Origin of the sequence: Marinobacter sp. KMM 10035, from assembly GCF_046537445.1 — a bacterium.
GTDB classification, from domain to species: Bacteria; Pseudomonadota; Gammaproteobacteria; order Pseudomonadales; family Oleiphilaceae; genus Marinobacter; species Marinobacter sediminicola.
Genome location: NZ_JBBVMG010000001.1, coordinates 1,023,151 through 1,044,739, shown reverse-complemented (window position 1 = coordinate 1,044,739; position 21,589 = coordinate 1,023,151). Strand labels below are relative to the sequence as shown.

General features: G+C 53.8%; 20 protein-coding genes. 13 read left to right on the top strand and 7 right to left on the bottom strand.

All coding sequences use genetic code 11. The annotated features are described in order from the left end of the window. Positions 1-9: 9 nt before the first annotated feature. The 3 genes from AADB16_RS04590 to dauA all read right to left on the bottom strand — a co-directional run bounded on the left by AADB16_RS04590 (position 10) and on the right by dauA (position 5,505). The gene (locus AADB16_RS04590; protein WP_410801694.1) at positions 10-1,602 is read right to left on the bottom strand and encodes an isocitrate lyase; all 1,593 of its coding nucleotides are present in this window, start codon (positions 1,600-1,602) and stop codon (positions 10-12) included. Positions 1,603-1,783: 181 nt separating this feature from the next. After that, complete coding sequence (locus tag AADB16_RS04585) at positions 1,784-3,730, bottom strand: CASTOR/POLLUX-related putative ion channel (RefSeq protein ID WP_410803578.1); 1,947 nt, start codon at positions 3,728-3,730, stop codon at positions 1,784-1,786. A gap of 11 nt (positions 3,731-3,741) precedes the next feature. Continuing rightward, positions 3,742-5,505 carry a C4-dicarboxylic acid transporter DauA gene (dauA, locus tag AADB16_RS04580; protein WP_410801693.1) on the bottom strand — a complete coding sequence of 588 codons (1,764 nt, stop codon included), beginning with the start codon at positions 5,503-5,505 and terminating at the stop codon, positions 3,742-3,744. 62 nt (positions 5,506-5,567) lie between these two features. Between dauA and AADB16_RS04575 the strand changes: the two genes are divergently transcribed. The 6 genes from AADB16_RS04575 to AADB16_RS04550 all read left to right on the top strand — a co-directional run bounded on the left by AADB16_RS04575 (position 5,568) and on the right by AADB16_RS04550 (position 9,783). Beyond that, positions 5,568-6,587 carry a ChaN family lipoprotein gene (locus AADB16_RS04575; RefSeq protein ID WP_410801691.1) on the top strand — a complete coding sequence of 340 codons (1,020 nt, stop codon included), beginning with the start codon at positions 5,568-5,570 and terminating at the stop codon, positions 6,585-6,587. Continuing rightward, complete coding sequence (locus tag AADB16_RS04570; protein ID WP_309043890.1) at positions 6,584-7,294, top strand: SIMPL domain-containing protein; 711 nt, start codon at positions 6,584-6,586, stop codon at positions 7,292-7,294. Before AADB16_RS04575 ends, AADB16_RS04570 begins: the two co-directional genes overlap by 4 nt. A gap of 754 nt (positions 7,295-8,048) precedes the next feature. Further along, complete coding sequence (locus AADB16_RS04565; protein WP_410801689.1) at positions 8,049-8,330, top strand: type II toxin-antitoxin system RelE/ParE family toxin; 282 nt, start codon at positions 8,049-8,051, stop codon at positions 8,328-8,330. Positions 8,331-8,344: 14 nt separating this feature from the next. Beyond that, positions 8,345-8,659 (top strand): HigA family addiction module antitoxin, encoded by a 315-nt coding sequence (locus tag AADB16_RS04560; RefSeq protein ID WP_410801687.1) that lies wholly within the window; start codon positions 8,345-8,347, stop codon positions 8,657-8,659. A gap of 93 nt (positions 8,660-8,752) precedes the next feature. After that, a complete protein-coding gene (locus tag AADB16_RS04555) occupies positions 8,753-9,304 on the top strand; it encodes a hypothetical protein (protein WP_309044763.1) in 552 nt (183 codons plus the stop codon). A gap of 77 nt (positions 9,305-9,381) precedes the next feature. Further along, the gene (locus AADB16_RS04550) at positions 9,382-9,783 is read left to right on the top strand and encodes a GFA family protein (RefSeq protein ID WP_309044762.1); all 402 of its coding nucleotides are present in this window, start codon (positions 9,382-9,384) and stop codon (positions 9,781-9,783) included. Between the two features lie 72 nt (positions 9,784-9,855). Here the strand turns inward: AADB16_RS04550 and AADB16_RS04545 are convergent, their stop codons facing one another. Continuing rightward, on the bottom strand, positions 9,856-10,662 hold the full coding sequence (locus tag AADB16_RS04545; protein ID WP_410801685.1) for a hypothetical protein: 807 nt from the start codon (positions 10,660-10,662) through the stop codon (positions 9,856-9,858). A gap of 153 nt (positions 10,663-10,815) precedes the next feature. Beyond that, positions 10,816-11,883 carry a beta-N-acetylglucosaminidase domain-containing protein gene (locus tag AADB16_RS04540; protein ID WP_410801683.1) on the bottom strand — a complete coding sequence of 356 codons (1,068 nt, stop codon included), beginning with the start codon at positions 11,881-11,883 and terminating at the stop codon, positions 10,816-10,818. A gap of 127 nt (positions 11,884-12,010) precedes the next feature. Between AADB16_RS04540 and AADB16_RS04535 the strand changes: the two genes are divergently transcribed. The 7 genes from AADB16_RS04535 to AADB16_RS04505 all read left to right on the top strand — a co-directional run bounded on the left by AADB16_RS04535 (position 12,011) and on the right by AADB16_RS04505 (position 19,393). Further along, positions 12,011-13,072 (top strand): acyltransferase family protein, encoded by a 1,062-nt coding sequence (locus tag AADB16_RS04535; protein WP_410801681.1) that lies wholly within the window; start codon positions 12,011-12,013, stop codon positions 13,070-13,072. 52 nt (positions 13,073-13,124) lie between these two features. Then, positions 13,125-13,583, top strand: a complete 459-nt coding sequence (locus AADB16_RS04530) for an ATPase (protein WP_309044758.1) — start codon at positions 13,125-13,127, stop codon at positions 13,581-13,583. A gap of 140 nt (positions 13,584-13,723) precedes the next feature. Continuing rightward, on the top strand, positions 13,724-14,800 hold the full coding sequence (locus AADB16_RS04525) for a TRAP transporter substrate-binding protein (RefSeq protein ID WP_309044757.1): 1,077 nt from the start codon (positions 13,724-13,726) through the stop codon (positions 14,798-14,800). A gap of 100 nt (positions 14,801-14,900) precedes the next feature. After that, positions 14,901-15,446, top strand: a complete 546-nt coding sequence (locus AADB16_RS04520; RefSeq protein WP_410801679.1) for a TRAP transporter small permease subunit — start codon at positions 14,901-14,903, stop codon at positions 15,444-15,446. Then, positions 15,443-16,738: a TRAP transporter large permease gene (locus AADB16_RS04515; protein WP_410801677.1), complete on the top strand. Its 1,296-nt coding sequence runs from the start codon at positions 15,443-15,445 to the stop codon at positions 16,736-16,738. The genes AADB16_RS04520 and AADB16_RS04515 overlap by 4 nt, the downstream gene beginning before the upstream one ends. Positions 16,739-16,946: 208 nt before the next feature. Next, positions 16,947-18,257 (top strand): class I SAM-dependent methyltransferase, encoded by a 1,311-nt coding sequence (locus tag AADB16_RS04510; protein WP_410803577.1) that lies wholly within the window; start codon positions 16,947-16,949, stop codon positions 18,255-18,257. Between the two features lie 11 nt (positions 18,258-18,268). Beyond that, entirely contained in the window at positions 18,269-19,393 is a 1,125-nt protein-coding gene (locus AADB16_RS04505; protein WP_410801675.1) for an NAD(P)/FAD-dependent oxidoreductase, read from the top strand. Positions 19,394-19,473: 80 nt separating this feature from the next. Here AADB16_RS04505 and AADB16_RS04500 read toward each other — a convergent pair whose 3' ends face one another. After that, complete coding sequence (locus AADB16_RS04500; protein ID WP_309044754.1) at positions 19,474-19,947, bottom strand: Dps family protein; 474 nt, start codon at positions 19,945-19,947, stop codon at positions 19,474-19,476. 123 nt (positions 19,948-20,070) lie between these two features. Beyond that, positions 20,071-21,513: a dihydrolipoyl dehydrogenase gene (locus AADB16_RS04495; protein WP_410801674.1), complete on the bottom strand. Its 1,443-nt coding sequence runs from the start codon at positions 21,511-21,513 to the stop codon at positions 20,071-20,073. Between the last annotated feature and the right edge of the window lie 76 nt (positions 21,514-21,589).

The following is a 21,589-nucleotide window of genomic DNA, read 5'->3' as shown; positions in this document are numbered from 1 at the left end:
ACCGTTCGATTAACCGAACTGGTTCATCGTGTTGTCAGAACCACCGGCTTTCAGCGCAGCATCACCTGCGAAGAATTCCTTGTGGTCATCACCAATGTTAGAACCAGCCATATCCTGGTGCTTAACAGTCGCGATGCCCTGACGGATTTCTTCACGCTGTACGCCTTTAACGTAAGCCAGCATGCCTTCAGCACCGAAGTAGCCTTTGGCCAGGTTGTCGGTAGACAGGGCCGCAGTGTGGTAAGTCGGCAGAGTGATCAGGTGGTGGAATACACCAGCTTCACGGGCTGCGTCGCGCTGGAAGTTAGCAGTCCACTCGTCAGCCTGCTTGCCCAGTTCAGTGTTGTCGTACTCTACGCTCATCAGCTTGGCGCGGTCGTAGGCAGATACATCCTTGCCTTCTTCCTTCATTGCGTCGAATACCTGCTGACGGAAGTTCAGAGTCCAGTTGAAGGACGGGCTGTTGTTGTAAACCAGCTTGGCATCGGGAACAACTTCCTTGATGCGGTTTACCATGGCAGCGATCTGACCAACGTGAGGCTTCTCAGTCTCGATCCACAGCATGTCGGCGCCGTTCTGCAGGCTGGCGATACAGTCCATAACAACGCGGTCTTCACCAGAGCCTTCCTTGAACTGGAACAGGCCAGATGCCAGACGCTTGGGCTTAACCAGCTTGCCGTTCTGCTTGATCACAACGTCGCCGTTGTTGATGTCTTCAGCCTTCTCGATAATGTCGCCATCGATGAAGCTGTTGTACTGGTCACCCAGGTCGCCTGGCTCGTTGGTTACAGCGATCTGCTTGGTCAGGCCAGCACCCAGTGAGTCAGTACGTGCAACGATAACACCGTCGTCAACACCCAGCTCAAGGAACGCCAGACGTACAGCGTTGATCTTGGACAGGAAGTCGGCGTGAGGAACGGTTACTTTACCGTCCTGGTGGCCACACTGCTTCTCGTCAGATACCTGGTTTTCGATCTGGATTGCGCAAGCACCCGCTTCGATCATCTGCTTGGCCAGCAGGTAAGTCGCTTCGTCGTTACCGAAACCGGCATCGATGTCGGCAATGATCGGCACAACGTGAGTTTCGTGATTGTCGATCTGCTTGATCAGCTCTTCTGCCTTGGCAGTGTCGCCTGCATTTTCAGCAGCTTCCAGATCACGGAACAGGTGGTTCAGTTCCCATGCATCAGCCTGACGCAGGAAGGTGTACAGCTCTTCGATCAGGCTGGAAACAGCCGTTTTCTCATGCATGGACTGGTCAGGCAGAGGCCCGAACTCAGAACGCAGAGCAGCAACCATCCAACCAGACAGGTACAGGTAACGACGCTTGGTGGTACCGAAGTGCTTCTTGATAGCGATCAGCTTCTGCTGGCCGATAAAACCGTGCCAGCAACCCAGAGACTGGGTGTACTTGGAAGAGTCGGCGTCATAAGCAGCCATATCTTCACGCATGACCTTCGCAGTGTACTTGGCGATGTCCAGACCAGTCTTGAATTTGTTCTGGGCACGCATGCGAGCAGCGTGCTTAGGGTTAATCGCGTGCCAGGTCGGGTTTTGCTTCAGTACTGAAGCGATAGTATCGACGTCTTTTGCGTATGGCATGGTCTCGATCCTTGGTGTGTTGATGAATGGGGTTGATGACTTTAGCCCGGGCAGATCACCAGGCTGGATATCAGTGTTGGCAGTACTTTAATGCCTCAGATCTTATAATTGAAATTTATATGATCTATTTTCAGCATTCACCCCATGAATGACTGATGCGATCATTTTTCCAAACAAGCGGTCAGGACTGGCACAGCACAACCAGCCGATCCCCAGGCTGCAACTCAAGATACTGCCTGCGTGGAGGATTCAGCAGTAGATGCCTGCCACGAGCATCTGCAGTGGCGCGGAATACGCCAAGGGCCACTTCACCCTCAGCAGCCAGCACCTTTTCCAGCACGTGGAAGTCGGCACTCGCTGGCAGCGGGTAATCGTCTGGATTGCTGAACCGGATCTCACCGCCACCTACCGTAAACAGCTCGTCCAGTACCGCTCTGAGTTCCCGACGCAGTGCTACCTGCGCCAGTATATGGCTGAGTATCATCGGGCTGATGAGCACTTCACTCTGATGGCCATAAAGCAGTTGGCGGTTGTCCGGATCACTCAGTTCCATAATCAACTGAGGGCGCCCGGGCGACTCTGCCAGTATGTCTTCTAGCTGAAGATAGCCAACCATGGTCCGTGCATCTGCCTCTTCTCCAGAAGCCAACCGATCACTACTAAGCAGTATAATCGTGTCGTAGCTGGCGGGGTTGATCAGGCGCAATTCATCCTCAACCATGTAGTCCGCTTCGATATGACTGTACGCATCCAGAAGTTTGCCTTTGGCATAACGGCTGAGCGCCTGCTCCCGCTCAGACACTGGCACAGCGGAAACAATATCCAGCACGGGTTGCCCGGGGCCATAACTGGCAAACTCAGCCATCAGACTGGGCACCCTGCGATTCCAGCCAAGCAACAGAACACGATGCCCCTCCAAACCTTCGCCGCGCACAGAGCGTTTCGCTTCCCCACGATTTATCCGGGGTAATGCCTGGGCTTTCGGATTCGCATCCGTTTCAGAATAATCCCGGGCCATCATGACAACCCTATCCTCAGCCTCTATTCGGGTATCAGACGGCGCTGCCAAACGGATATCCCAACCCTGCTCACTGCTTCGAAGCAATCCAAGAATGATCACATTCGGGCGCTCAGCTGCCAGCTCTCCGAGGGACAGGCCCGCCACTGTTTCGCCACCCCGAACGTAGATTTCGTTACCTTCGCCCGCCGTGAGCAACTCGTTGTATATTTCAGACAACCCCGGATGCATTACGTTTTGCACCATCAGGCGGCTGATCGTCGCATTACCTGCGACCACTTCGATGGGGCCGGGATAGGCGCGCTCAACCACGGGAAGCTTGCGGACATCCTGAATCTCTGCGACTACAAAAGGCAGGGGCGCCTGGTACTGCCTTGCCTGAGCGGCAATCGACAGCAGGGCCTTAACGGTTTCCACATCCGAGGTGATCAAGCTTCCCGCTTCGTAAACCGCGCTGGGCACTATCACTGCCGCTGCATCAAGGCAGGCGACCCGGTGCAAGGCATCCGGTTGAATGGCAGAACCGGAGCGCAGGATAACCTGCCGGGCACGGCGCCCGATGCCGGGTTCATTGCGCAGTTCATGGACCTGTTCCGCAGAGGCTTCTTCCGATAGCACCACCAGATTCAATTTTTGGGTGTCATGCTTCTCGAGAAACCGGCGCATACGCCCGGATGAGCCCAGCAGCTCTGAGAGCAAAGGCAAGGTTTGGCTGGTCCAGCCCAGCACAACCACGTGCGCCTTCAGGGTAACTGGCGTAAGACCGCGCTCAAGCTCTGCCATTTTGGCAATCAGCCAGCGGGTCAAAATAGCCACCAAGGTGCCCATGAACACCACGTATCCGCTGATGGTTAGAAGTGTTGAAACAAAACGCTGCCAGGTGCCCACATCATCACCCAGATATCCCGGGTCCGTCAGGCGCAGGAACGCCCACCAGACGGCCGATCCCGGATCATCGAAGTCACCGCCTTGAGGGACCACCAGAAGCCCACCAATCAACGAGATCAAACCGATAAAAATACCCACCACCAACAGCTGGAAGCCTGCACCCTTCACCAACTGCCGCTCAACAATAAATTTTACTCGATCAACTACGCGAAACGGCAATATGGCGGTTTTTTTCATGTTTGGGCTCCGGTGAGCGTTGGGTTCTGCTTAGCCATGGGTAGCAAAGGCAGCTCAAGGGCTTCCCGCAGAGTGGGCGTAAACTGCAAAACGCCCTCCACCGGCCCAAGGCCGCTGCGTGCGAGCGCGCGCTGGGGCTGGGACTGCAAATCAGCAATCACAATACGGGTGCCGTCACTCCTGCAGGTGCCAACCAGTTTGTTGAGGGCCGACAGGCCACCCGCATCCAGAACCGTAACGCCATCCATGTACAGAATAATGCCCTCAACATTGCGGGACAGCTCAGCAAGCTCTCCAAAAATACGGTCCGCCGCTGCGAAAAACAGCGGACCATTGATTTTAAACACCCGCCAGCCTGCCGGCAGGTTTTCATCACAGACCCGCTTACCGGTAGTGATGTCTGTAACCTTGGTCATTTCTGCCATTTCACGCATGAATAGCACCGCCGCCAGCAGAACGCCGGTGGTAATGGCAATAACCATGTCCAGTGCCACAGTGAGGGTAAAACAGGTGAGGAATACCCACACATCGCTGCGCGGCGCGGTTTTCAGCAGGCGCACCGCCTTGGGTGCTTCGCTCATATTCCAGGCCACCATAATCAACAAAGCTGCCATGGCGGGCATAGGTAGGTAAGCCAAAATACCCGCCAGCGACACCAGGGCCAGTAGTACCACAATGGCATGGATCATGGCGGCGACCGGTGATTCAGCACCAGCACGGTAATTGGCGGCAGAGCGTGCAATGGCAGCTGTTGCAGTTATACCCCCGAAAAACGGCACAATAATATTACCCAACCCCTGCCCCATCAGTTCGCTGTTGGCGCTGTGGCGCTTACCGGTCATGCCATCGAGCACCACAGCACAGAGCAGGGATTCGATCGCGCCAAGCATGGCTATGGCGAAAGCAGCCGGTAAGAGCTCCCTCACCATGCCCCAGGAAAAGCCGAGGGCGTTACCACTGGCATCTGCCTGCTGCCAGGGCCAGGCGAATTCCGGCAAAAACGGCGGGATGCCCGCGCCCGTGCCGCCACCAGGCAATAAATAGCTGAAGCGCGACCCAATCGTATCCACTGAGGCACCATTGGCGTTTAACCATATGGCAAGGAGACTACCCACAATCACAGCTGGCAGGTGCGGCGGAACCGGGGTTCTGAGCCGTGGCCAGATCAGCATGATCGCAAGCGTAACCAAGGCCACCAAAGCGCTCATGCTATCCAGAGCAGGAAAGCTCTGCGCCAGCACCGCCAGCTTGTCCCAATAATGTTCCGGCATACTCTCAACAGGCAAGCCCAAAAAATCACTCACCTGCAGAGTTGCAATCACCACGGCAATGCCGCTGGTAAATCCAAGAGTGACGGATTCAGGAATGTATTCTATGAAGCGACCCAGCCGCATGAGTGCCATGATCACCAACAGCACACCCGACATCAGCGTGGCGAGCAAAAGTCCCCCAAGACCATAGGTTTGGGCAATGGGGTAAAGAATAACCACAAACGCCGCCGTCGGGCCCGAGACACTGAAGCGGCTACCACCCGTCAGGGCAATGATAAAACCGGCAATGAACGCCGTATAAAGACCGTACTGAGGCGCAACGCCACTGGCGATCGCCAAGGCCATGGCCAGGGGTATGGCAATAATCCCCACGGTAACGCCAGCCATGAGATCACGCAGGAACCTGCGACTGTTGTAAGGCTGGTCAATGCAGGCCTCCCGGAAAGCATGGGCAAGCCGGAGAGAAAAAAGATGGGCGCGATGGGGCATACTGGCCTCGAGTCTGGAAATACATACAAGTAGCGAGGCCTTACATCATATATAATTTTTTCATGAAAAGTTTGTTCATCACCGCACTGGCACTACTAACGGGCACCCTGGCTGGGTGTGCAGCCACATTCCATTCCAGCAAAAGCAGCACAGAGACGAGGCCAGAGACTCTTTACGAGACTCGCTTGGTAGATGCCAATAGCGGCATGCAGCTGAGCGTTGAAGCCCTCGCTCAAAAGCTTGCCCATACCGATGTAATTATCATTGGCGAATACCATGGCCATCAGGCAGCCCATTTTCTGCAATCGCGGATTCAGGCTGCCCTCTATCGCCAACAACCTCTACAAGTGCTCTCCATGGAACAGTTTAATCTGGACAACCAGACCGCGGTTGATGCCTACCTCGATGGTAAAACCGGCGAAACTGAATTCATTGAAGACAGCGGTGCCTGGGATAATTACCGAGCCTCCTATCGGCCGCTGGTGGAGTTTGCACGGCAGCATGGCCTGCCCATAGTGGCTGCCAACGCGCCTGCAGCCATCGTGCGCTGCGTCGGCCGCAAAGGGCCGGACTACCTGAACAAGCTGCCAGCCAACGAACGCGCACAGTTGCCCGGCAATGCATTTATGGACACCCCTGCCTACCTGGACAAATTCAGCGCCGCTATTGCTAACAGCCACAGCGCTGCAGGCGAGGCCATGAGCGAGCGTATGCTCAACACCTATAAGGCCCAGTTACTGCGCGACAACACCATGGCCAGCCGCATATTAAGTGCCCACAAGGAGCACCCCAACGCACAGATTATTCACACGACCGGCACCTTCCATAGCGAAGAGCATCTGGGAACCGTTGCACTTCTCCGCCAGCGGGCACCGGATGCTTCAGTTGCAGTGATTTCACCGGTAGTATGGCCAGCGGATGCAGAAAAGGCGCCAGTGGAAAAATTCAGGAATAAAGGCGACTTCCTCTACTTCATCCAGCCTTTGCCGCAGGAGTTTCTTGATGAAGATCGCGAACGCAAAGCGATGTCCGCAAGGTTCCAGCGCCCCAACAACGAAACGTGTCAGGAAGATTCCCCATGAAAGTTCTAGTTGCCCTGATTTTGGGTGTTAGCGCCATTATTTCAGCCTCACTCATCAGCGATGGCCTCACAGACCTGCGCACCGGTGATCGCTATGTAACCGTGAAAGGCGTGGCGGAACGGGAAGTGAACGCCGATCTGGCCTTATGGCCAATTCGGTTCGTAGCGACTGGCGCCAGCCTAAGTGAGGCCCAGGACAAAGCCCGTAACAGCCGCAACGCCATCATGGCATTTCTGAAACTGCAGGCCATCGGTGACAACTCAGTGGAGCTGCAGCGCCTTGATGTAACCGACACCCGCGCCAACCCATACCAGGACAACAATAACGAACAGAAATTCATCGTCAGCCAAACCCTGATGGTGCGCAGCGACGACATTCAAAAGATTCGCCAGGCCGCACAGGGCGTAAGCGAGCTGGTGGATTCCGGCGTGGTGTTGTCTTCAGACTACGGCCCAAGTGGCCCAACCTATCTGTTCAACGGCCTGAACGACATCAAACCCGCCATGATTGCCGAAGCCACGGCCTCCGCACGCGAAGCCGCCAGCCAGTTTGCCGAGGATGCAAAGACCGAGCTGGGCGATCTTCGCAGGGCCAATCAGGGCGTATTCCAGATACTGGCCAGGGATCAAGCGCCAGGGGTGTCTGAGCAACAGCACCCGGTAAAGACCGTGCGGGTGGTTTCTACCGTTGAGTATTATTTGCGGTAGCTTACACACGGACCAGCTGGAAGATCGCATGGTTCGGTGTTATTGCAATAATGAAGAGGTCACGCGATTACATAGCCTGAAAGCCTGAGCACGCATAAGGTATTGTTATTAGATGTTATTTTTGCAGCGGCCAGAAAGGGGCTGAATGAATTGTGGAAGTCACGTTTGTGCCGTGAAAGTTACTTCCACCTAACCACTGTTAACTGTCTGGAGAAGCATGCCGAGCACCAAAAGGTTGAGAAGCGTCGTTCATAGTACAGCACACCACAGTGTTAGTGGGCTCTGCTACGTGCACCCTCATCTTGGTGCTATCTGTAAGGAGCTTGGCTATAGAGAAATATTAATCGATCTTCTTCGTCCAGGCTTTGAACCGGGGTTAGTAAACATCACTCGAGAGCTTGAGCGTTCGACCGACGCATTGAGAGAGTTTTTTAGAGACGTGCTGGGATCGGAGAAAATCGATGAATCTGCACTTAAATCAGCCGAAATCATTTTTTTCTTCCAAAAAGGTCGTTGGCCGTCGGGTAGTATCGTGAGAGTCGTTACAGATCAGAATAAAATCGTCGAGAGTTGTGTTGATTCATCGGGCAGGCGCAGCAATAGCCTGTAACCAAACAGTTAACCAGTGCAGGCACGGCGACGCCCACTACATTGCGCCTTCGGCTCCATTTCGTGGGCGCGCATGCTGCAAGCGTTATGCAGTCATCCCCAGGCGCTGTTGACAGCCGTCACGTGACGCGATACATTTTAGGTCATGATTAAATCCTTCGCCGACAAACGAACTCAAGAACTGTACTCCAAGGGCAAGTCAAAGAAGTTTCCCGCGGATGTCACATCAAGAGCTGCCAGAAAACTTGAATATGTGAATCTGGCAGAACAGTTGGAGGACTTAAAAGTGCCGCCCGGCAATCGCCTTCATCCACTTTCGGGAAACAGGCAGGGACAGCACTCGATTTCAATAAATGATCAGTGGCGTATCTGTTTTCGTTTTGAGGATGGCGATGCGTATGAAGTCGAAGTGTGTGACTACCACTGAGTGAGGTGATGACTATGGCTATTCTTAATACTACCGGCATGCAGCGCAAGCCGACTCATCCTGGTGAAATGCTGAGAGAGGATTTCTTGCCGGACTATGGTTTGACTGTTGCGAGGTTGGCTGAACTTCTGGGTGTTTCTCGCCAGTCTGTTAATGAATTACTACGTGAGCGCCGCGCTGTCAGTCCTGAAATGGCGCTCAGGCTTGCCCGTTTGTTTGGAAACTCTCCAGAATTCTGGTTGAACGCGCAGCGGTCTGTTGACCTTTGGGTGGCGGCTCAGTCTGTCAAGGTAGAAGTGGACCGGATCAAGCCGCTACATGCTGCATAACCAAGCCATGCACCGGATGCCAAAACCTCTGCTTCGCGCCGGCTTTGTCACCGGTGATGGCAGGCGTTATGCAAAAGGAGTAACGGTCGACTAATGGAAATTATAATTAATCCTTTTGGTGACCCATCGCAGCACAAAGTTGAGCGAGAGAAGGAGGAAGTTGAGAGCCTTCTTCAGAAATTTGAAAGCTATCCGGGGGGCTATGTTCCTGCTGAGGTAGGCACCAAGAACATCGGCAAAGGAGCAGACTGGCTCGTTGTCTCCGTGACGATTCTGTCTGGTGCAACCGGCCTATTTTTTGCCATTCCCGCAGCTCATAAGAAAGTCAGAGAAACACTGGAAGAATGGGACAGGATCTTCAATGAGTTCAAACGATTGCTTGAATGGCTCTCTATTAAAAAACCAGTGATGCTACCCGATGAGTACCTCTTTCTAGAGGCATTATCCAGATTGGATGAGGAATGCGAGGCTTCTGAATTGATGTTCTTGGGCGCCAATAAGATCCCAACAGACAATCCGAGCCTCCAAGGATTCGAAGACATGGTTTTTAGCTTCCAAGATGGAGGCATGATTGAGAGTGTAGCTGTGTCTAAATCTGGCAAAGTTCTCTGGCATCATAGCGTCGAGTCTGCCGGGAATGAATAACAATTCGCGGCACCCGGACGCACTAAAGTGCGCCGGTGCGCTCTGGCGTTAATAAATGTACAGAAGGAGATCCCCTCATGGGGCTGAAGGGAAGCTGTTTGTGCGGTGAGATAAGTTACGAAATAGACTCTGTGGATATGCCCATTGTGCATTGCCACTGCCAAACTTGTCGTAAAGCCCACGCTGCTCCATTTGCCTCTACGGCTGGCGTAAAGCGCGAGAATTTCCGCTGGCTGAAGGGTACAAGTTCCATTTCAACGTTCGAGTCCTCGCCAGGGAAATTGCGTCATTTTTGCAAATGCTGTGGGTCTCAGTTGGTGGCAGAGAGGCCGGCGCAGCCACATGTAATCGTTCGGGTAGCTACTTTGGACATTGACCCTGAATTGAGGCCAGAGGCTCATATTTGGGTTTCACATGGCGCTCCATGGCTTGAGTACGAGGGTGTGCGCAAACACCGAGAATGGCGTGACGACATTTAACCAGTCAATCAAGTTCGTTCCGGCCTGCGGCCTCCACCGGACGCCACTGACGTGGCGCCGCCAAGCTCAGCGCTAACGCTCACCCCTCGCGGCCAAAGTAACCCAAGATGCCTCTGCGTCTACAAGGTATTTATAGAGCCCCCGGATTGTGCTCTCATCGAACATCCTCATTTCCGGTGTTGAATGGCACTCCTTGAGTTCAGCCAGTTCTGCATCACTCAGTTGTTCCAGCATAACGTAACTGACTAATTGGCTATATTTTGTCGTTTCACGGGACATCTCTTCGAACTCGGCCTCATTATAGTATGAGTCCATCATTTCCCGGGTTCGCCCTAACATCGGGTACTTTTCCTTCATATCCAGATTCATCAGCCAGAACATCTGCTTCGTGGCCTTCAGCCAGATTTCCGGGTTGCGATATTGGCTCTGCAGAGGTTTCATTTTTTCCATTCGATCAGGGTCTGGCTCGGTAATGCCCAGGTCGAGGGGCACCAGTTTATCGCGAAAGGCCTGTGCGCCCTGCCTGGTCAGTCGCTGGTATTGAGCGAATTGGTATTTTTTCATGGAATCACTGGTGAAGCATTCCATTAGGCCCGCCAGATGCTTTTGTTCCAGGGATTTGGTGAACTCCTGCACCGAATAGCTATAAATCGCCTGGATATCGAGCTTACCGGCGAAGTCGCGGAGAATCCGTGCAAGCTTTTCGGTGGGCACTCCCCGGGCAGTCCGGTTGTTGGCCTCAGAAACGCTCAGGCGGAAAGATAATACTTGCAGGTCAAGTCGACTGGCTTCTACGAGCTTTTTTACGTCATCCGGTGAGACTTCTGCTCTGGCCAATGGCATGGTGACCAGTAACAACAGCACAACAAGGTACTTCATAACGACCGCAAGCACTGATTAACTCAGAGCACTCCTTTGCGTTTTTTGAAAAAGCAGGGCGCAATGGTACCACCTGAACCTTAGTTAATGTGGAAGTGGCCAGCAAAACAAAGAGTCTGCGTGGGGGTTAGTATCGGGCTCGTGAAACGCACCTCACTGTGTCTGAACCATCTCATCCGTCACCTTGTACTCACCCACTAGCCACCGCAGAATTTCAGTGGCTGCCGGGTGATCATAGGCATCGTATGTGCGCATTAAGCTTTGCCGCTTTTCCTCGCTGATTCGCCCAAGCCCTGCGTCCTGAAGTACCAGCAAATCACTGTGAAGCTGCTCTGCCAACTCCCTTCCCAGCACTTCCTTGGCAGCATTGAAAAACGCATGTCCGTACTGGTATTCAGAACCCTGGCGATAGGATTCCGCCAGAGTTATGGCAGGTATCCTGGTTAACGTAGGCTGAAGCGCCGGGTTGATGCCATGGCCAGAAATATAAGCCCCGTTAGCCGCCGGCCGGCCTGTAAACCCTCGCAGGTGGAGGTGCTGCGACATGCGGTCGCCATCGTTCACCGGGTAGTTGTCCCAGAGCACAGGTTTGCGCCCAAGCTGCTCATTCACCCGTTTGAGGTGCCCCGGAGAAATCTCTCGGGAACAGACCTCCTCTCCGGTCCAGAAAACCTGGATGTCATGATCCAGCAGGCGGCCAAGGGTTTCCAGATAACCCGGTGGGCGTTCACCGAACACACGGTCCAGCACCGGATCATCCGAATAGTAACTGGGGCATATTGAGAGAACCCGAGCCTGAGTGCGCTCCCGAATCCAATGCATGATCTCTACCTGGGTTTCAGCAAGCCCCGGGGTGTCGGCGCGCATGTCATCAAACAGTATGGCCAGCTCATCAATCCCGATACGATCAAGCTGTTCGAGTTTTGTGGCCAGCGCACTACGGGCGGCATCATCAAATTTATTGAAGACTTCAAAGGGGCTCAGGCCAACACCAAACCGCAGGCCTTGTTTGCGACAAAACCGACCAAACTCCGCCAACTCTGACACCATTTCCGGCGGGTGAGGCTCTTGCCAGCGGCGGCGCAGAAAAGCGTCGGCCTTGGGTGCATACAGATAAAAGCCGTATCCATGGGGCGCCAGCGCGCGAACCAGCTGCTGTCGCTCCTGCCAGTTCCATACTGGCCCGTAAAAGCCTTCGATAATGCCAAGTGTTGTACCCATGGCGCTCTCCCTATCAGCTCGGTGTGTTAACACATGGTATACCTACCGCAAGCGAATGGTATATCTCATCCGTATTGTCGGGCGCAAAAGCAAGCTACTATAAAGCGAAATCCCGACGGAACCGGCTATGAACCCATCTCAGGCAAGGCTGGGCAGTCTTGATGCATTGCGCGGCCTCGCAGCTCTGGGGGTGGTGCTTTTTCATTACCTGCCCTATTACGACAAACTCTTTGGCCATTCCTTCGAGTTGCCACAGCTGCTGACAGACACACTGCTCTTTGGCCGTTACGGCGTGCATCTGTTTTTCATTCTCAGCGGTTTCGTTATCTTCATGACCCTTGAGCGCACCCGTAATGCCGCCTGGTTTGGTTTGGCTAGGGCGGTGCGGCTGCTGCCAGCACTGTGGGCCGGCATTATTCTTACGTTCACATCTGTGCATTTTCTGGGCCCCGAAAGCCGCGCGGTCAGTTTTGAAACGGCCTTGCTCAACGCAACCTTACTTCATGAATATTTTGGCGCTGAGCATGTGGACGGCGCTTACTGGAGCCTTGTAATAGAGGTGACGTTCTACAGCTGGATGGCGTTGTTGTTTTATACCTTGCGAGACTGGTCACGGCTGCGCCTGGCCTTCTGGGTGTGGATGCTGGTGAGCTACGTGGGCGTGATCTGGTGGAAACAGATACCCGAGAGTGTGGAGTTCCTGGTCAAAGACCTGATGTTTGTGAAATACGCCCCACTGTTTATCGGTGGCATGCTGATTTACCGCCTATACCGCTACGGCCGCCCGGTGGTGGGAGATGCCGTATTGCTGGCACTGGCGGTTTGCCACGGGCTACTTGCCTACAAAATGCCTTACAGTCTGTTTGTTGTGGGCTGCTTCGCGGTGTTTGCTCTGGCCGTTGCCGGGCAGCTGAACTGGCTGGCCAACCGGCCTTTACTGTGGCTGGGCGGTCTCTCGTACAGCCTGTATCTGGTGCACCAGAACATTGGATATGGGGTGATTAGCTGGAGCTACAGCGCAGGCCTGCCGGGATGGTTGGGCGTAGCTCTTGCGCTCTGCACAGCAATCGCGCTCGCCTCACTGATTCATTACACCGTTGAGAAACCCGCGCAGCGTCGGTTCAGAAGCTGGCGCAACCGCAATAGCACAGCGCAGACAATCGGCACCGCAGCAAAAGTAGCCGAATAGGCTAATCTGTGATCACTGGCTTGAACAACCACCCGATTAACGGAGTTCGACCATGGAAATAAAAACCTTTGAAGACCTGATTGACTGGACTCGCCAACTGCACTCCCACTTGGCAAAGTGCCTGCACGATGCAGCGGAAAAGCACAGCAATGAGCGCGCAAGTGCGCTGATGGATTACGTTGCCAGCCATGAAACCCGGTTGGCAAATGCGGTTGTAGAATTCGAAAAGCAGGCCGACCCCAACGTGATGCAAACGCGCCTTTATGATTATCAGAAGCACACACCGTTTACCCCTGGAGCGGCCTGCGACCCTCGGCTCACCACCATGAGCTTTGATGACATAGCCAGAGAAGTCTTTGCCTTCCACGATGAGGTTATGGAACTGTACAAAACACTCATTGGCAAGGCGGAAATCGAAGGCGCAAAAACACTACTTGAGGACTTACTCGCCCTTGAGCAACACGAAGCCATGCAGCTTTCCAGCCAGATCGGGCGAATGGCCGACCTTTGAAGCCGCCCTACGACCTATGTCGTACCGGGTTTGTTTTTCATTTTACTGTGGTGAGTTACTTGATAATGTAAACTAGTTGAAAGACCTCTCCAAAGAAGGTCCGGCTCGATCCATAACAATGACAAAAGGACACAAGAGCAATGAAAATTCGTTCTGTTCTATCGGCAGCCGTACTCGCCGTAGCTGCTACGCTCACCTCAGCACAAGCATTTGCACAAGACACTTTCACCCTGAAAATGGCAGAAACCTGGGGCCCTAACTTCCCGATTTTTGGTGACACCACCAAAAACTTCGCCAAGTCCGTTGAGGCCATGTCTAACGGCCGCCTGAAGATTCGCATAGATTCTGCCAACAAACATAAAGCGCCTCTGGGCGTATTTGATATGGTGAAGGCTGGCCAGTACGACATGGGTCACTCCGCCTCTTATTACTGGAAAGGCAAGGTTCCCGAAACTCTGTTCTTCACCAGCATGCCCTTTGGCATGAATGCCATGGAACAGTATGCCTGGTTTTATCATGGCGGTGGCATGGAGCTTATGCAGGAAGTGTACAGCCCTCACAACATGCTCTCCTTCCCCGGCGGTAACACTGGCGTTCAAATGGGCGGCTGGTTTCGCGAGGAAATCAAATCACTGGATGACCTGAAAGGTCTGAAAATGCGCATCCCGGGCTTCGCGGGCGAAGTCTTTGCCGAAGTGGGCGTTAACCCTACCAACATCGCACCGGGCGAGCTGTACACCGCACTTGAGCGTAACACCATTGATGCGGTTGAGTGGGTAGGTCCAGCCCTGGATTTGCGCCTTGGCTTCCAGCAGATTGCCGATTACTACTACACCGGCTGGCACGAGCCCTCCACCGAGCTGCAGTTCCTGATCAACAAGAAAGTTTGGGAAAAGCTACCGGCTGATCTTAAGGAAATCCTGCGTGTCGCCATGCGCACCGCGTCCTACGACATGCTGGTGCTTTCTCAGCACGCCAACGCGGAAGCCTGGGCCAACATCAAGAAAGACTACCCGAACGTGCAAATCAAACAGTTCCCGCAGGACATTTTCCAGGCTATGTACGATGCCAACAAGAAGCTCCTGAAAGAAGCATCTGAAAGCAACGAGCAGGCAGCCAGAATTGTAAAATCCCAGCAGGACTATTTGGAACAGAGCCGCGCTTATACTGATATTTCTGAACGCGCCTACCTGAACACTATGGGCACAGTGCAGTAAGATAGCGTCTGAAAAGGAGCCGGGATCGCTCTGAAGGTGATCCCGGTTTTATTGTTTATAGCAACAGCAAAATCGCCAGCCCCCAGGCGGAGGATAGTGAATGCAGTGGATTATAAAGCTGGATGAGGGCCTCGCCCGTGTGTCCATTTTTTGCGGCTGGATTGCCTGCGGCGCAATGCTACTGATGACGGGCAACGTGTTTTACGATGTTGTCGCTCGATACGCGTTCAATGAAGTATCCATCGGCATGCAAGAAATGGAATGGCACCTTTACTCAGTGGTATTTCTGCTCGGCATCCCTTACGCATTACGCACTGACGGCCACGTAAGAGTTGACGTGTTTTACACACGCTGGAGTGGCAAGGCCAAAGCCTGGGTGAACCTGATAGGCGCCCTTCTATTCGTTGTGCCATTTGCCTGGTTGATAGGGATTTACGGGTATGATTTTGCGTTGGACGCCTACGCCATGGGCGAAGGCAGTGGCGATCCGGGGGGATTGCCCCATCGGTGGATCATCAAATCTGTGATCCCGCTATCGGCGTTTTTTATCGCTATTGCCGGCCTTAACATGGCCACTTTTGCCTTGCGCGTGATGGCGGGCGACAAACTGTACGATGTTGAAAACAGCGGAGGTGGCCTCGCATGATCGGCATGATTATGTTCCTCGTCGCCCTGTTCATGCTGATGCTGGGCTTCCCTGTTGCGTTTACATTTGGCGGCGTAGCATTGTTCTTTGGTGTGTTTGCAGAAGGCATGGAGCTATTCGCCTTCATGCCCTATCGCATCATGAGCGTTATGCACAACACGGTGTTGATGGCCGTGCCCCTGTTTATCTTTATGGGCGTTGTTCTGCAGCGCACACGCCTGGCAGAGCAATTGTTAACGTCCATGGGCCGTTTGTTTGGTGGCCTGCCTGGCGGTTTGGCCATATCGACCATTCTAGTGGGCGCGCTGCTTGCCGCCTCCACGGGTGTTGTAGGGGCCAGTGTGGTTGCCATGGGATTGATCTCTCTGCCTGTCATGTTGGCTCACAAGTATGACAAGCGCCTGGCAACCGGCACTATTTGTGCGGCGGGAACCTTGGGGCAAATAGTTCCCCCGTCGATCATCCTGATCATCCTGGGCGATGTGCTTGGGCTTCCCGTTGGCGATCTGTTCAAAGCTGCTGTCGGGCCGGGCGTCGTTCTTATCGGCCTCTACATTGTTTATATCCTGGTCATGACCCGCTTCAAGCCGGAGACTGCCCCGGCCATGCCGAAAGACAACAGCGTGTCCCGTAAAAAGGAAATCATGAACGCCCTGCTGGCGATCATCCCGCCACTGGCATTGATTGTTATTGTGCTTGGTTCGATCTTTACTGGCATTGCGACACCCACAGAATCTTCCGCATTGGGCGGCGTCGGCGCGATTGTTCTGGCCATTATCTATCGTCAGTTCTCATTCCAGATGGTTTGGGATGCATCGAAAGATACGGTCAAAGTAACGGCCATGGTGTTTGCCATCCTGATCGGTGCCACGGCCTTCTCCATGGTGTTCAGCTACACTGGCGGCGATTACCTGCTGGAAGAATGGATGCTGGCACTTCCGGGCGAGAAGTGGGGCTTTATCATCCTCGCCATGTTGGTAATTATGATACTGGGCTTCTTCATCGACTTTGTGGAAATCTCCTTCATCATCGTGCCTATTCTGGCGCCGGTAGCAGAAGCCCTGGGTATCAATATGCTCTGGTTTGCCATACTCATCGCCATGAACCTGCAAACCAGCTTCCTCACACCGCCTTTCGGGTTCTCCCTGTTCTATCTCAAGGGGGTTGCGCCGCCAGAAGTGCGAACCGTCGACATCTACAAAGGGGTCTTGCCGTTCATCCTCCTGCAGGTATTGGTACTGGCAATGATTGTGATATTCCCGGAGTGGTTTGGCATGAGTTCGTCTTACTGAGCCTTTCTGCAGCCGGGTCGCCCGACCCGGCTGTTACTCTTATCCCCGCACCGACCTGACAAACGCAAAACATTTTCTATACTGAACAAACGATCAAACATTCTCAGATGAGTATTCGGGATTAGCCTTGGCGGCGAGCTGCCGGCCTGAACAGCAATGTTAAGGTAAAGAGGAAGAGTCCGTGAACCAGAACAGCGTCCCAAAGAGCATTAAACGTAACGCTCTATCCACTGGGCCAAATGAACATTCCAATCAGCGTCATGTCCTGAACCTTCCTTTACAGGACACTCATGTAGAGCGCGCACCCCACACCCACGAGCGCTGGCTGATAGCCAAGCTGTTGCGCATGGCTGGGTCTCCCCCGGTCCGCTTCCAGCTATGGAACAGCGATGTGATTGAACCGCCGGAGCAACCGGCCCGTTTCACCATAACGCTTTCAGACCCAAAGGCGCTCTATGCGTTGGTTACCAATCCAAACCTGGCTTTTGGAGACCTGTACAGCGCCGGGCGCCTGGATGTTGAGGGCGATCTGCCGGAACTCATGGTCGCGATCTACCAGTCTATCCATCAAGCCCGGCAAAAATGGCCTAGATGGCTTGAAGCCTTATGGCGAAACCACAACCCCCGCTCAACCGGCCTGATGGAAGCTCGTGACAATATTCACCATCACTATGATCTGGGTAACGACTTCTATCGGCTCTGGCTGGATCAAGCCGAAATGCAGTACACCTGCGCCTACTACGAGCGGCCCGAGCTGAGCTTGGAGCAGGCACAACTGGCAAAGATGGAGCATGTGTGCAGAAAGCTCAGGCTCAAGCCGGGCATGACTGTGGTTGAGGCCGGCTGTGGCTGGGGCGGGCTTGCACGCTACATGGCTCGGAACTATGGGGTAACCGTTCACGCCTACAACATTTCCAGAGAACAGATCGCCTATGCGCGCGAACAAGCGCGCCAGCATGGATTAGAAAGCCAGATTGAGTACATCGAAGACGACTACAGAAACATCCGGGGACAATACGATGCATTCGTTTCGGTGGGCATGCTGGAACATGTAGGCAAGGAGAACTACCTCGCGTTATCCGAACTGATAAAGCGTTCACTCCGTCCCAACGGCATGGCGCTGCTTCACAGCATTGGTCGAAACACGCCCATGCTGATGAACGCCTGGATTGAAAAGCGCATTTTCCCCGGGGCCTACCCCCCAAGTATTGGGGAAATCATGACGCTGTGTGAACACAGCAGTTTTTCCGTGCTCGATGTAGAAAACCTCCGCCTCCACTATGCCCACACCCTAAGTGCTTGGCTGGAACGCTTTAATGCGGCAGAGGCGGATATCGCTGATATGTACGACGAGCATTTCACCCGTGCCTGGCGAATGTATCTGGCCGGATCCATTGCCGCCTTTCGAGCTGGCTCACTGCAGCTTTTCCAGGTTGTATTCACCCACGGCGACAACCACCAACTGCCAGCAACCCGACAGGACCTGTACCACTTCCCCGCGGCCCCCGAAAACGTTTGAGGTTACCGGCTATGGAGACTTATGACCTGATTATAGTTGGTGCCGGCCCGGCGGGGTCGACTCTGGCTAAAGCTCTGGAAAATAGTGGCAAGCGTATTCTGCTGGTTGATAAGCAGGATTTCCCTCGGGACAAAACCTGCGCCGGCTGGGTAACTCCTGCCGTTATTGAAGCCCTCGACATTGATTTGACTGAATACGGAAATGCTCGAACGCTTCAGCCTATACGCCGCTTCCGAATTGGAATGATGGGGCAGCCTGCAGTGGAAAACGATCATGGTAGTACCATCAGCTATGGTATCCGGCGCTGTGAGTTTGACGATTACCTTTTGGAGAGAACCAGCGTGCCAAAACAGCTTGGCACGCCCGTAAAAAGCATTGTTCGAAACGACGATTACTGGCTGATCAACAACACTTTCAGCGCCCCATTGCTGGTGGGTGCAGGAGGGCACTTCTGTCCGGTTGCGAGACTGATTGGCGATGGCCCGGGAGGCCATGAAACCGTCGTGGCCGCCAAGGAGATCGAATTCGAAATGACTCCGGAGCAGGCCAAAGCCTGCAAAGCCCGAGGCGACACTCCCGAGCTCTGGTTCTGCAAAGACCTCAAAGGATACGCATGGGTATTTCGCAAAGGCAACTTCCTGAACATTGGCCTGGGCCGCGAAGACAACCACAAACTCACGGAGCATCTACAGGATTTTGTAGAGAGTATGAAAGCGGCAGGCAGGATTCCTTCCGACCTGCCCGGGCGCTTCAAGGGTCATGCGTATTTACTCTATGATCATGCAGCACGAGCGCTGGTAGACGATGGCCTGCTGCTTATTGGCGATGCGGCGGGGCTTGCCTATACCCAAAGTGGCGAAGGAATTCGTCCGGCGATTGAGTCCGCACTACTGGCGGCCGACGTCATCCGGGATGCACAGGACTTCTCCGCCGCCTCCTTGCAGGCCTATGGCGATGCAATAGCAGCGCGCTTTGGCCACCGCGGATCTGTTACCGAAGAGGGTTTTCAGGTGCCGGACTGGATCAAAATGCCGCTTGCAGGCACCTTGATGCGATCCCACTGGTTTACGCGCAGGGTGGTGACTGAAAAGTGGTTCCTGCACCAGGAGGTACCAGCTCTGGCTGCAAATTCGTGATACACCCACTGTAGGCGATTGTAAAAATATCGGGCATAAAAAAGGCGGCCGATTGGCCGCCTCGCAATCGCTTCCTGAGCTTAGTGCCCCAGGTAACTGCGATACATCCAGACCGTTTTTTCCTGCTGGGATATGTAATCGCTCATCAATGCCACTGTGCCTTCATCTTGAGCATCGCCTGCAAGATTCAGCAAATCCCGCTGCTTGCCAATCAGCTTGGCAAAGCTATCGACGATATTGTTCATGGCCGTTTTGCCATCAGCAACGTCTTTCTGCTCCGGAATTTCGGACCGCTCAATATAGGTGCTGTAAGCGTGGGAAGGACGGTGCCCAAGCGTAAGAACGCGCTCTGCAATTTCATCAATCTTAAGCAACAGGTCGTCGTACAACTCCTCAAATTTCACGTGCAACTCGAAAAAGTTATCGCCTTTGATGTTCCAGTGATAGCCGCGCACGTTCATGTAAAAAATCTGATAGTTGGACAGCAAATCGTTAAGAGAGTCGGCCAGTTTTACGGTTTTTTCTTTATCCAGACCAATAAAATTCTTAGTCATCGTACATCTCCTTCGTGGCTGTTAATTCGAACCTGAAACCAATATAACCAAGGCTTCAGGTGTGCGTGAAGTTAACTTATCGCATACACGCCATAGCGGGAATCAATCTTAGAAAGCAACAACCTAAACGCCAGGGCCGCAATCGGTGCAGTCGCCCTCTGGAGCCGGGCCAATATTGAGATTTCGGTTGAGGTCTCTCAATGCAGTCCTCACACCCTCTTCAATCACCGGGTGGTAAAACGGCATTTCCAGCATTTCACTGACCGTCAACCGCCGTTGTGCCGACCAGGCCAAAAGGTGCGCTATGTGCTCGGCAGCCGGGCCAAACATCTCGGCCCCCATAAATAGCCCGCTGCCATGTTCGGCATAGACCCGAAGTAAGCCGCTGTTTTTGCCTATTACCCGGCTACGCCCCTGATTTTCGAAAGACACTTCACCTACGGCGAAGCAGCCACCGCACTGTTTATCCACCTCATCGATCGTCAAACCCACACTCGCTATCTGAGGGTCAGTAAACACAACAGCAAGGGGTGTGCTTCGCTTACCGGCCCTTACCTCCGGATAAGACGCTGCGTTGTTGCCGGCAATACGCCCTTCGTCGGCGGCTTCGTGCAGCAGTGGCAGATTGTTATTGGCATCGCCGGCAATAAAGATGTGACTCTGGCCACAGCGCAGCGTGTGCGCGTCGAAAAAAGGCATTCCTTTGTCATCCAACTCTATATCTGCATTCTGTATGTCGAGGCTATCTACGTTAGGTCTACGGCCCGTGGCAGCAAGCAGATACTCAAAGGTTTCAGTTTTTTCGCCGGCATCACCATCAACATATGTGACAGCCACTCCACCATCCACACGTTCGACCCGCTTAACGTCTCCATTCGGGTCCAGAGGAAACTCTTCATTGAAGCGTTGGAGTGCATACTCTCGAATACTGTCGTCCTGGATTGGGCCTACCGCACCGCCCACTCCGAACATGCGCACCCGAACCCCCAGGCGACTGAGTGCCTGACCCAACTCAAGTCCGATCACCCCTGGCCCGAACACCACCACCGACTCTGGCAAGTCCTGCCAATCAAAAATATCATCGTTAACCACCAGGCGATCTTTCGCTTCCTTCAGAAAACCTGGGATATTCGGGCGGGAACCGGTTGCGATGATAATGCGCTGTGCGCTGATTTCGATTTTGTTATCGACGATGAGGCGGTTGGGCCCAGCGAAGCGTGCATGACCCTTAATCTTATGTCCCTCGGGAAACCCCTCCACTGTGCGGATAACCGAAGCAACAAAACGGTCGCGCTCTGAACGCACCCGCTCCATGACCTGTTTACCATCCACCGAAATTTTGCCCGCTGACACTCCGAACTGACCTGCCTGCGCCATTTGATACGCGCTGTCTGCAGCGGCAAGGAGGAGCTTACTTGGCATACAACCCACTCTCGCACAGGTAGTGCCGTATTGGTCGCCTTCAATCAGCACTACGCTATCAGTGACCTTTCGAACACGACTGTAGGCAACCATTCCCGCCGTACCTGCACCGATAATGGCAACGTCAACTTCTCGCTTTTCCATAAAACAGTCTCCAGAACGTAATTCCCGCAAGCCGGGAACCGGGGTGAATTTCTAAATAGTAGTTCCACTAGTATAG

Bases quoted from the DNA above. Each gene is read 5' to 3' on its own strand.
- AADB16_RS04570 (WP_309043890.1), top strand. From the start codon at position 6,584: ATGAAAGTTCTAGTTGCCCTGATTTTGGGTGTTAGCGCCATTATTTCA.
- AADB16_RS04550 (WP_309044762.1), top strand. From the start codon at position 9,382: ATGGGGCTGAAGGGAAGCTGTTTGTGCGGTGAGATAAGTTACGAAATA.
- AADB16_RS04500 (WP_309044754.1), bottom strand. From the start codon at position 19,947: ATGACTAAGAATTTTATTGGTCTGGATAAAGAAAAAACCGTAAAACTG.
- AADB16_RS04530 (WP_309044758.1), top strand. From the start codon at position 13,125: ATGGAAATAAAAACCTTTGAAGACCTGATTGACTGGACTCGCCAACTG.
- AADB16_RS04505 (WP_410801675.1), top strand. From the start codon at position 18,269: ATGGAGACTTATGACCTGATTATAGTTGGTGCCGGCCCGGCGGGGTCG.
- AADB16_RS04535 (WP_410801681.1), top strand. From the start codon at position 12,011: ATGAACCCATCTCAGGCAAGGCTGGGCAGTCTTGATGCATTGCGCGGC.
- AADB16_RS04555 (WP_309044763.1), top strand. From the start codon at position 8,753: ATGGAAATTATAATTAATCCTTTTGGTGACCCATCGCAGCACAAAGTT.
- AADB16_RS04545 (WP_410801685.1), bottom strand. From the start codon at position 10,662: ATGAAGTACCTTGTTGTGCTGTTGTTACTGGTCACCATGCCATTGGCC.
- AADB16_RS04495 (WP_410801674.1), bottom strand. From the start codon at position 21,513: ATGGAAAAGCGAGAAGTTGACGTTGCCATTATCGGTGCAGGTACGGCG.
- AADB16_RS04525 (WP_309044757.1), top strand. From the start codon at position 13,724: ATGAAAATTCGTTCTGTTCTATCGGCAGCCGTACTCGCCGTAGCTGCT.
- AADB16_RS04560 (WP_410801687.1), top strand. From the start codon at position 8,345: ATGGCTATTCTTAATACTACCGGCATGCAGCGCAAGCCGACTCATCCT.
- AADB16_RS04520 (WP_410801679.1), top strand. From the start codon at position 14,901: ATGCAGTGGATTATAAAGCTGGATGAGGGCCTCGCCCGTGTGTCCATT.
- AADB16_RS04515 (WP_410801677.1), top strand. From the start codon at position 15,443: ATGATCGGCATGATTATGTTCCTCGTCGCCCTGTTCATGCTGATGCTG.
- AADB16_RS04575 (WP_410801691.1), top strand. From the start codon at position 5,568: ATGAAAAGTTTGTTCATCACCGCACTGGCACTACTAACGGGCACCCTG.
- dauA (WP_410801693.1), bottom strand. From the start codon at position 5,505: ATGCCCCATCGCGCCCATCTTTTTTCTCTCCGGCTTGCCCATGCTTTC.
- AADB16_RS04565 (WP_410801689.1), top strand. From the start codon at position 8,049: ATGATTAAATCCTTCGCCGACAAACGAACTCAAGAACTGTACTCCAAG.
- AADB16_RS04540 (WP_410801683.1), bottom strand. From the start codon at position 11,883: ATGGGTACAACACTTGGCATTATCGAAGGCTTTTACGGGCCAGTATGG.
- AADB16_RS04590 (WP_410801694.1), bottom strand. From the start codon at position 1,602: ATGCCATACGCAAAAGACGTCGATACTATCGCTTCAGTACTGAAGCAA.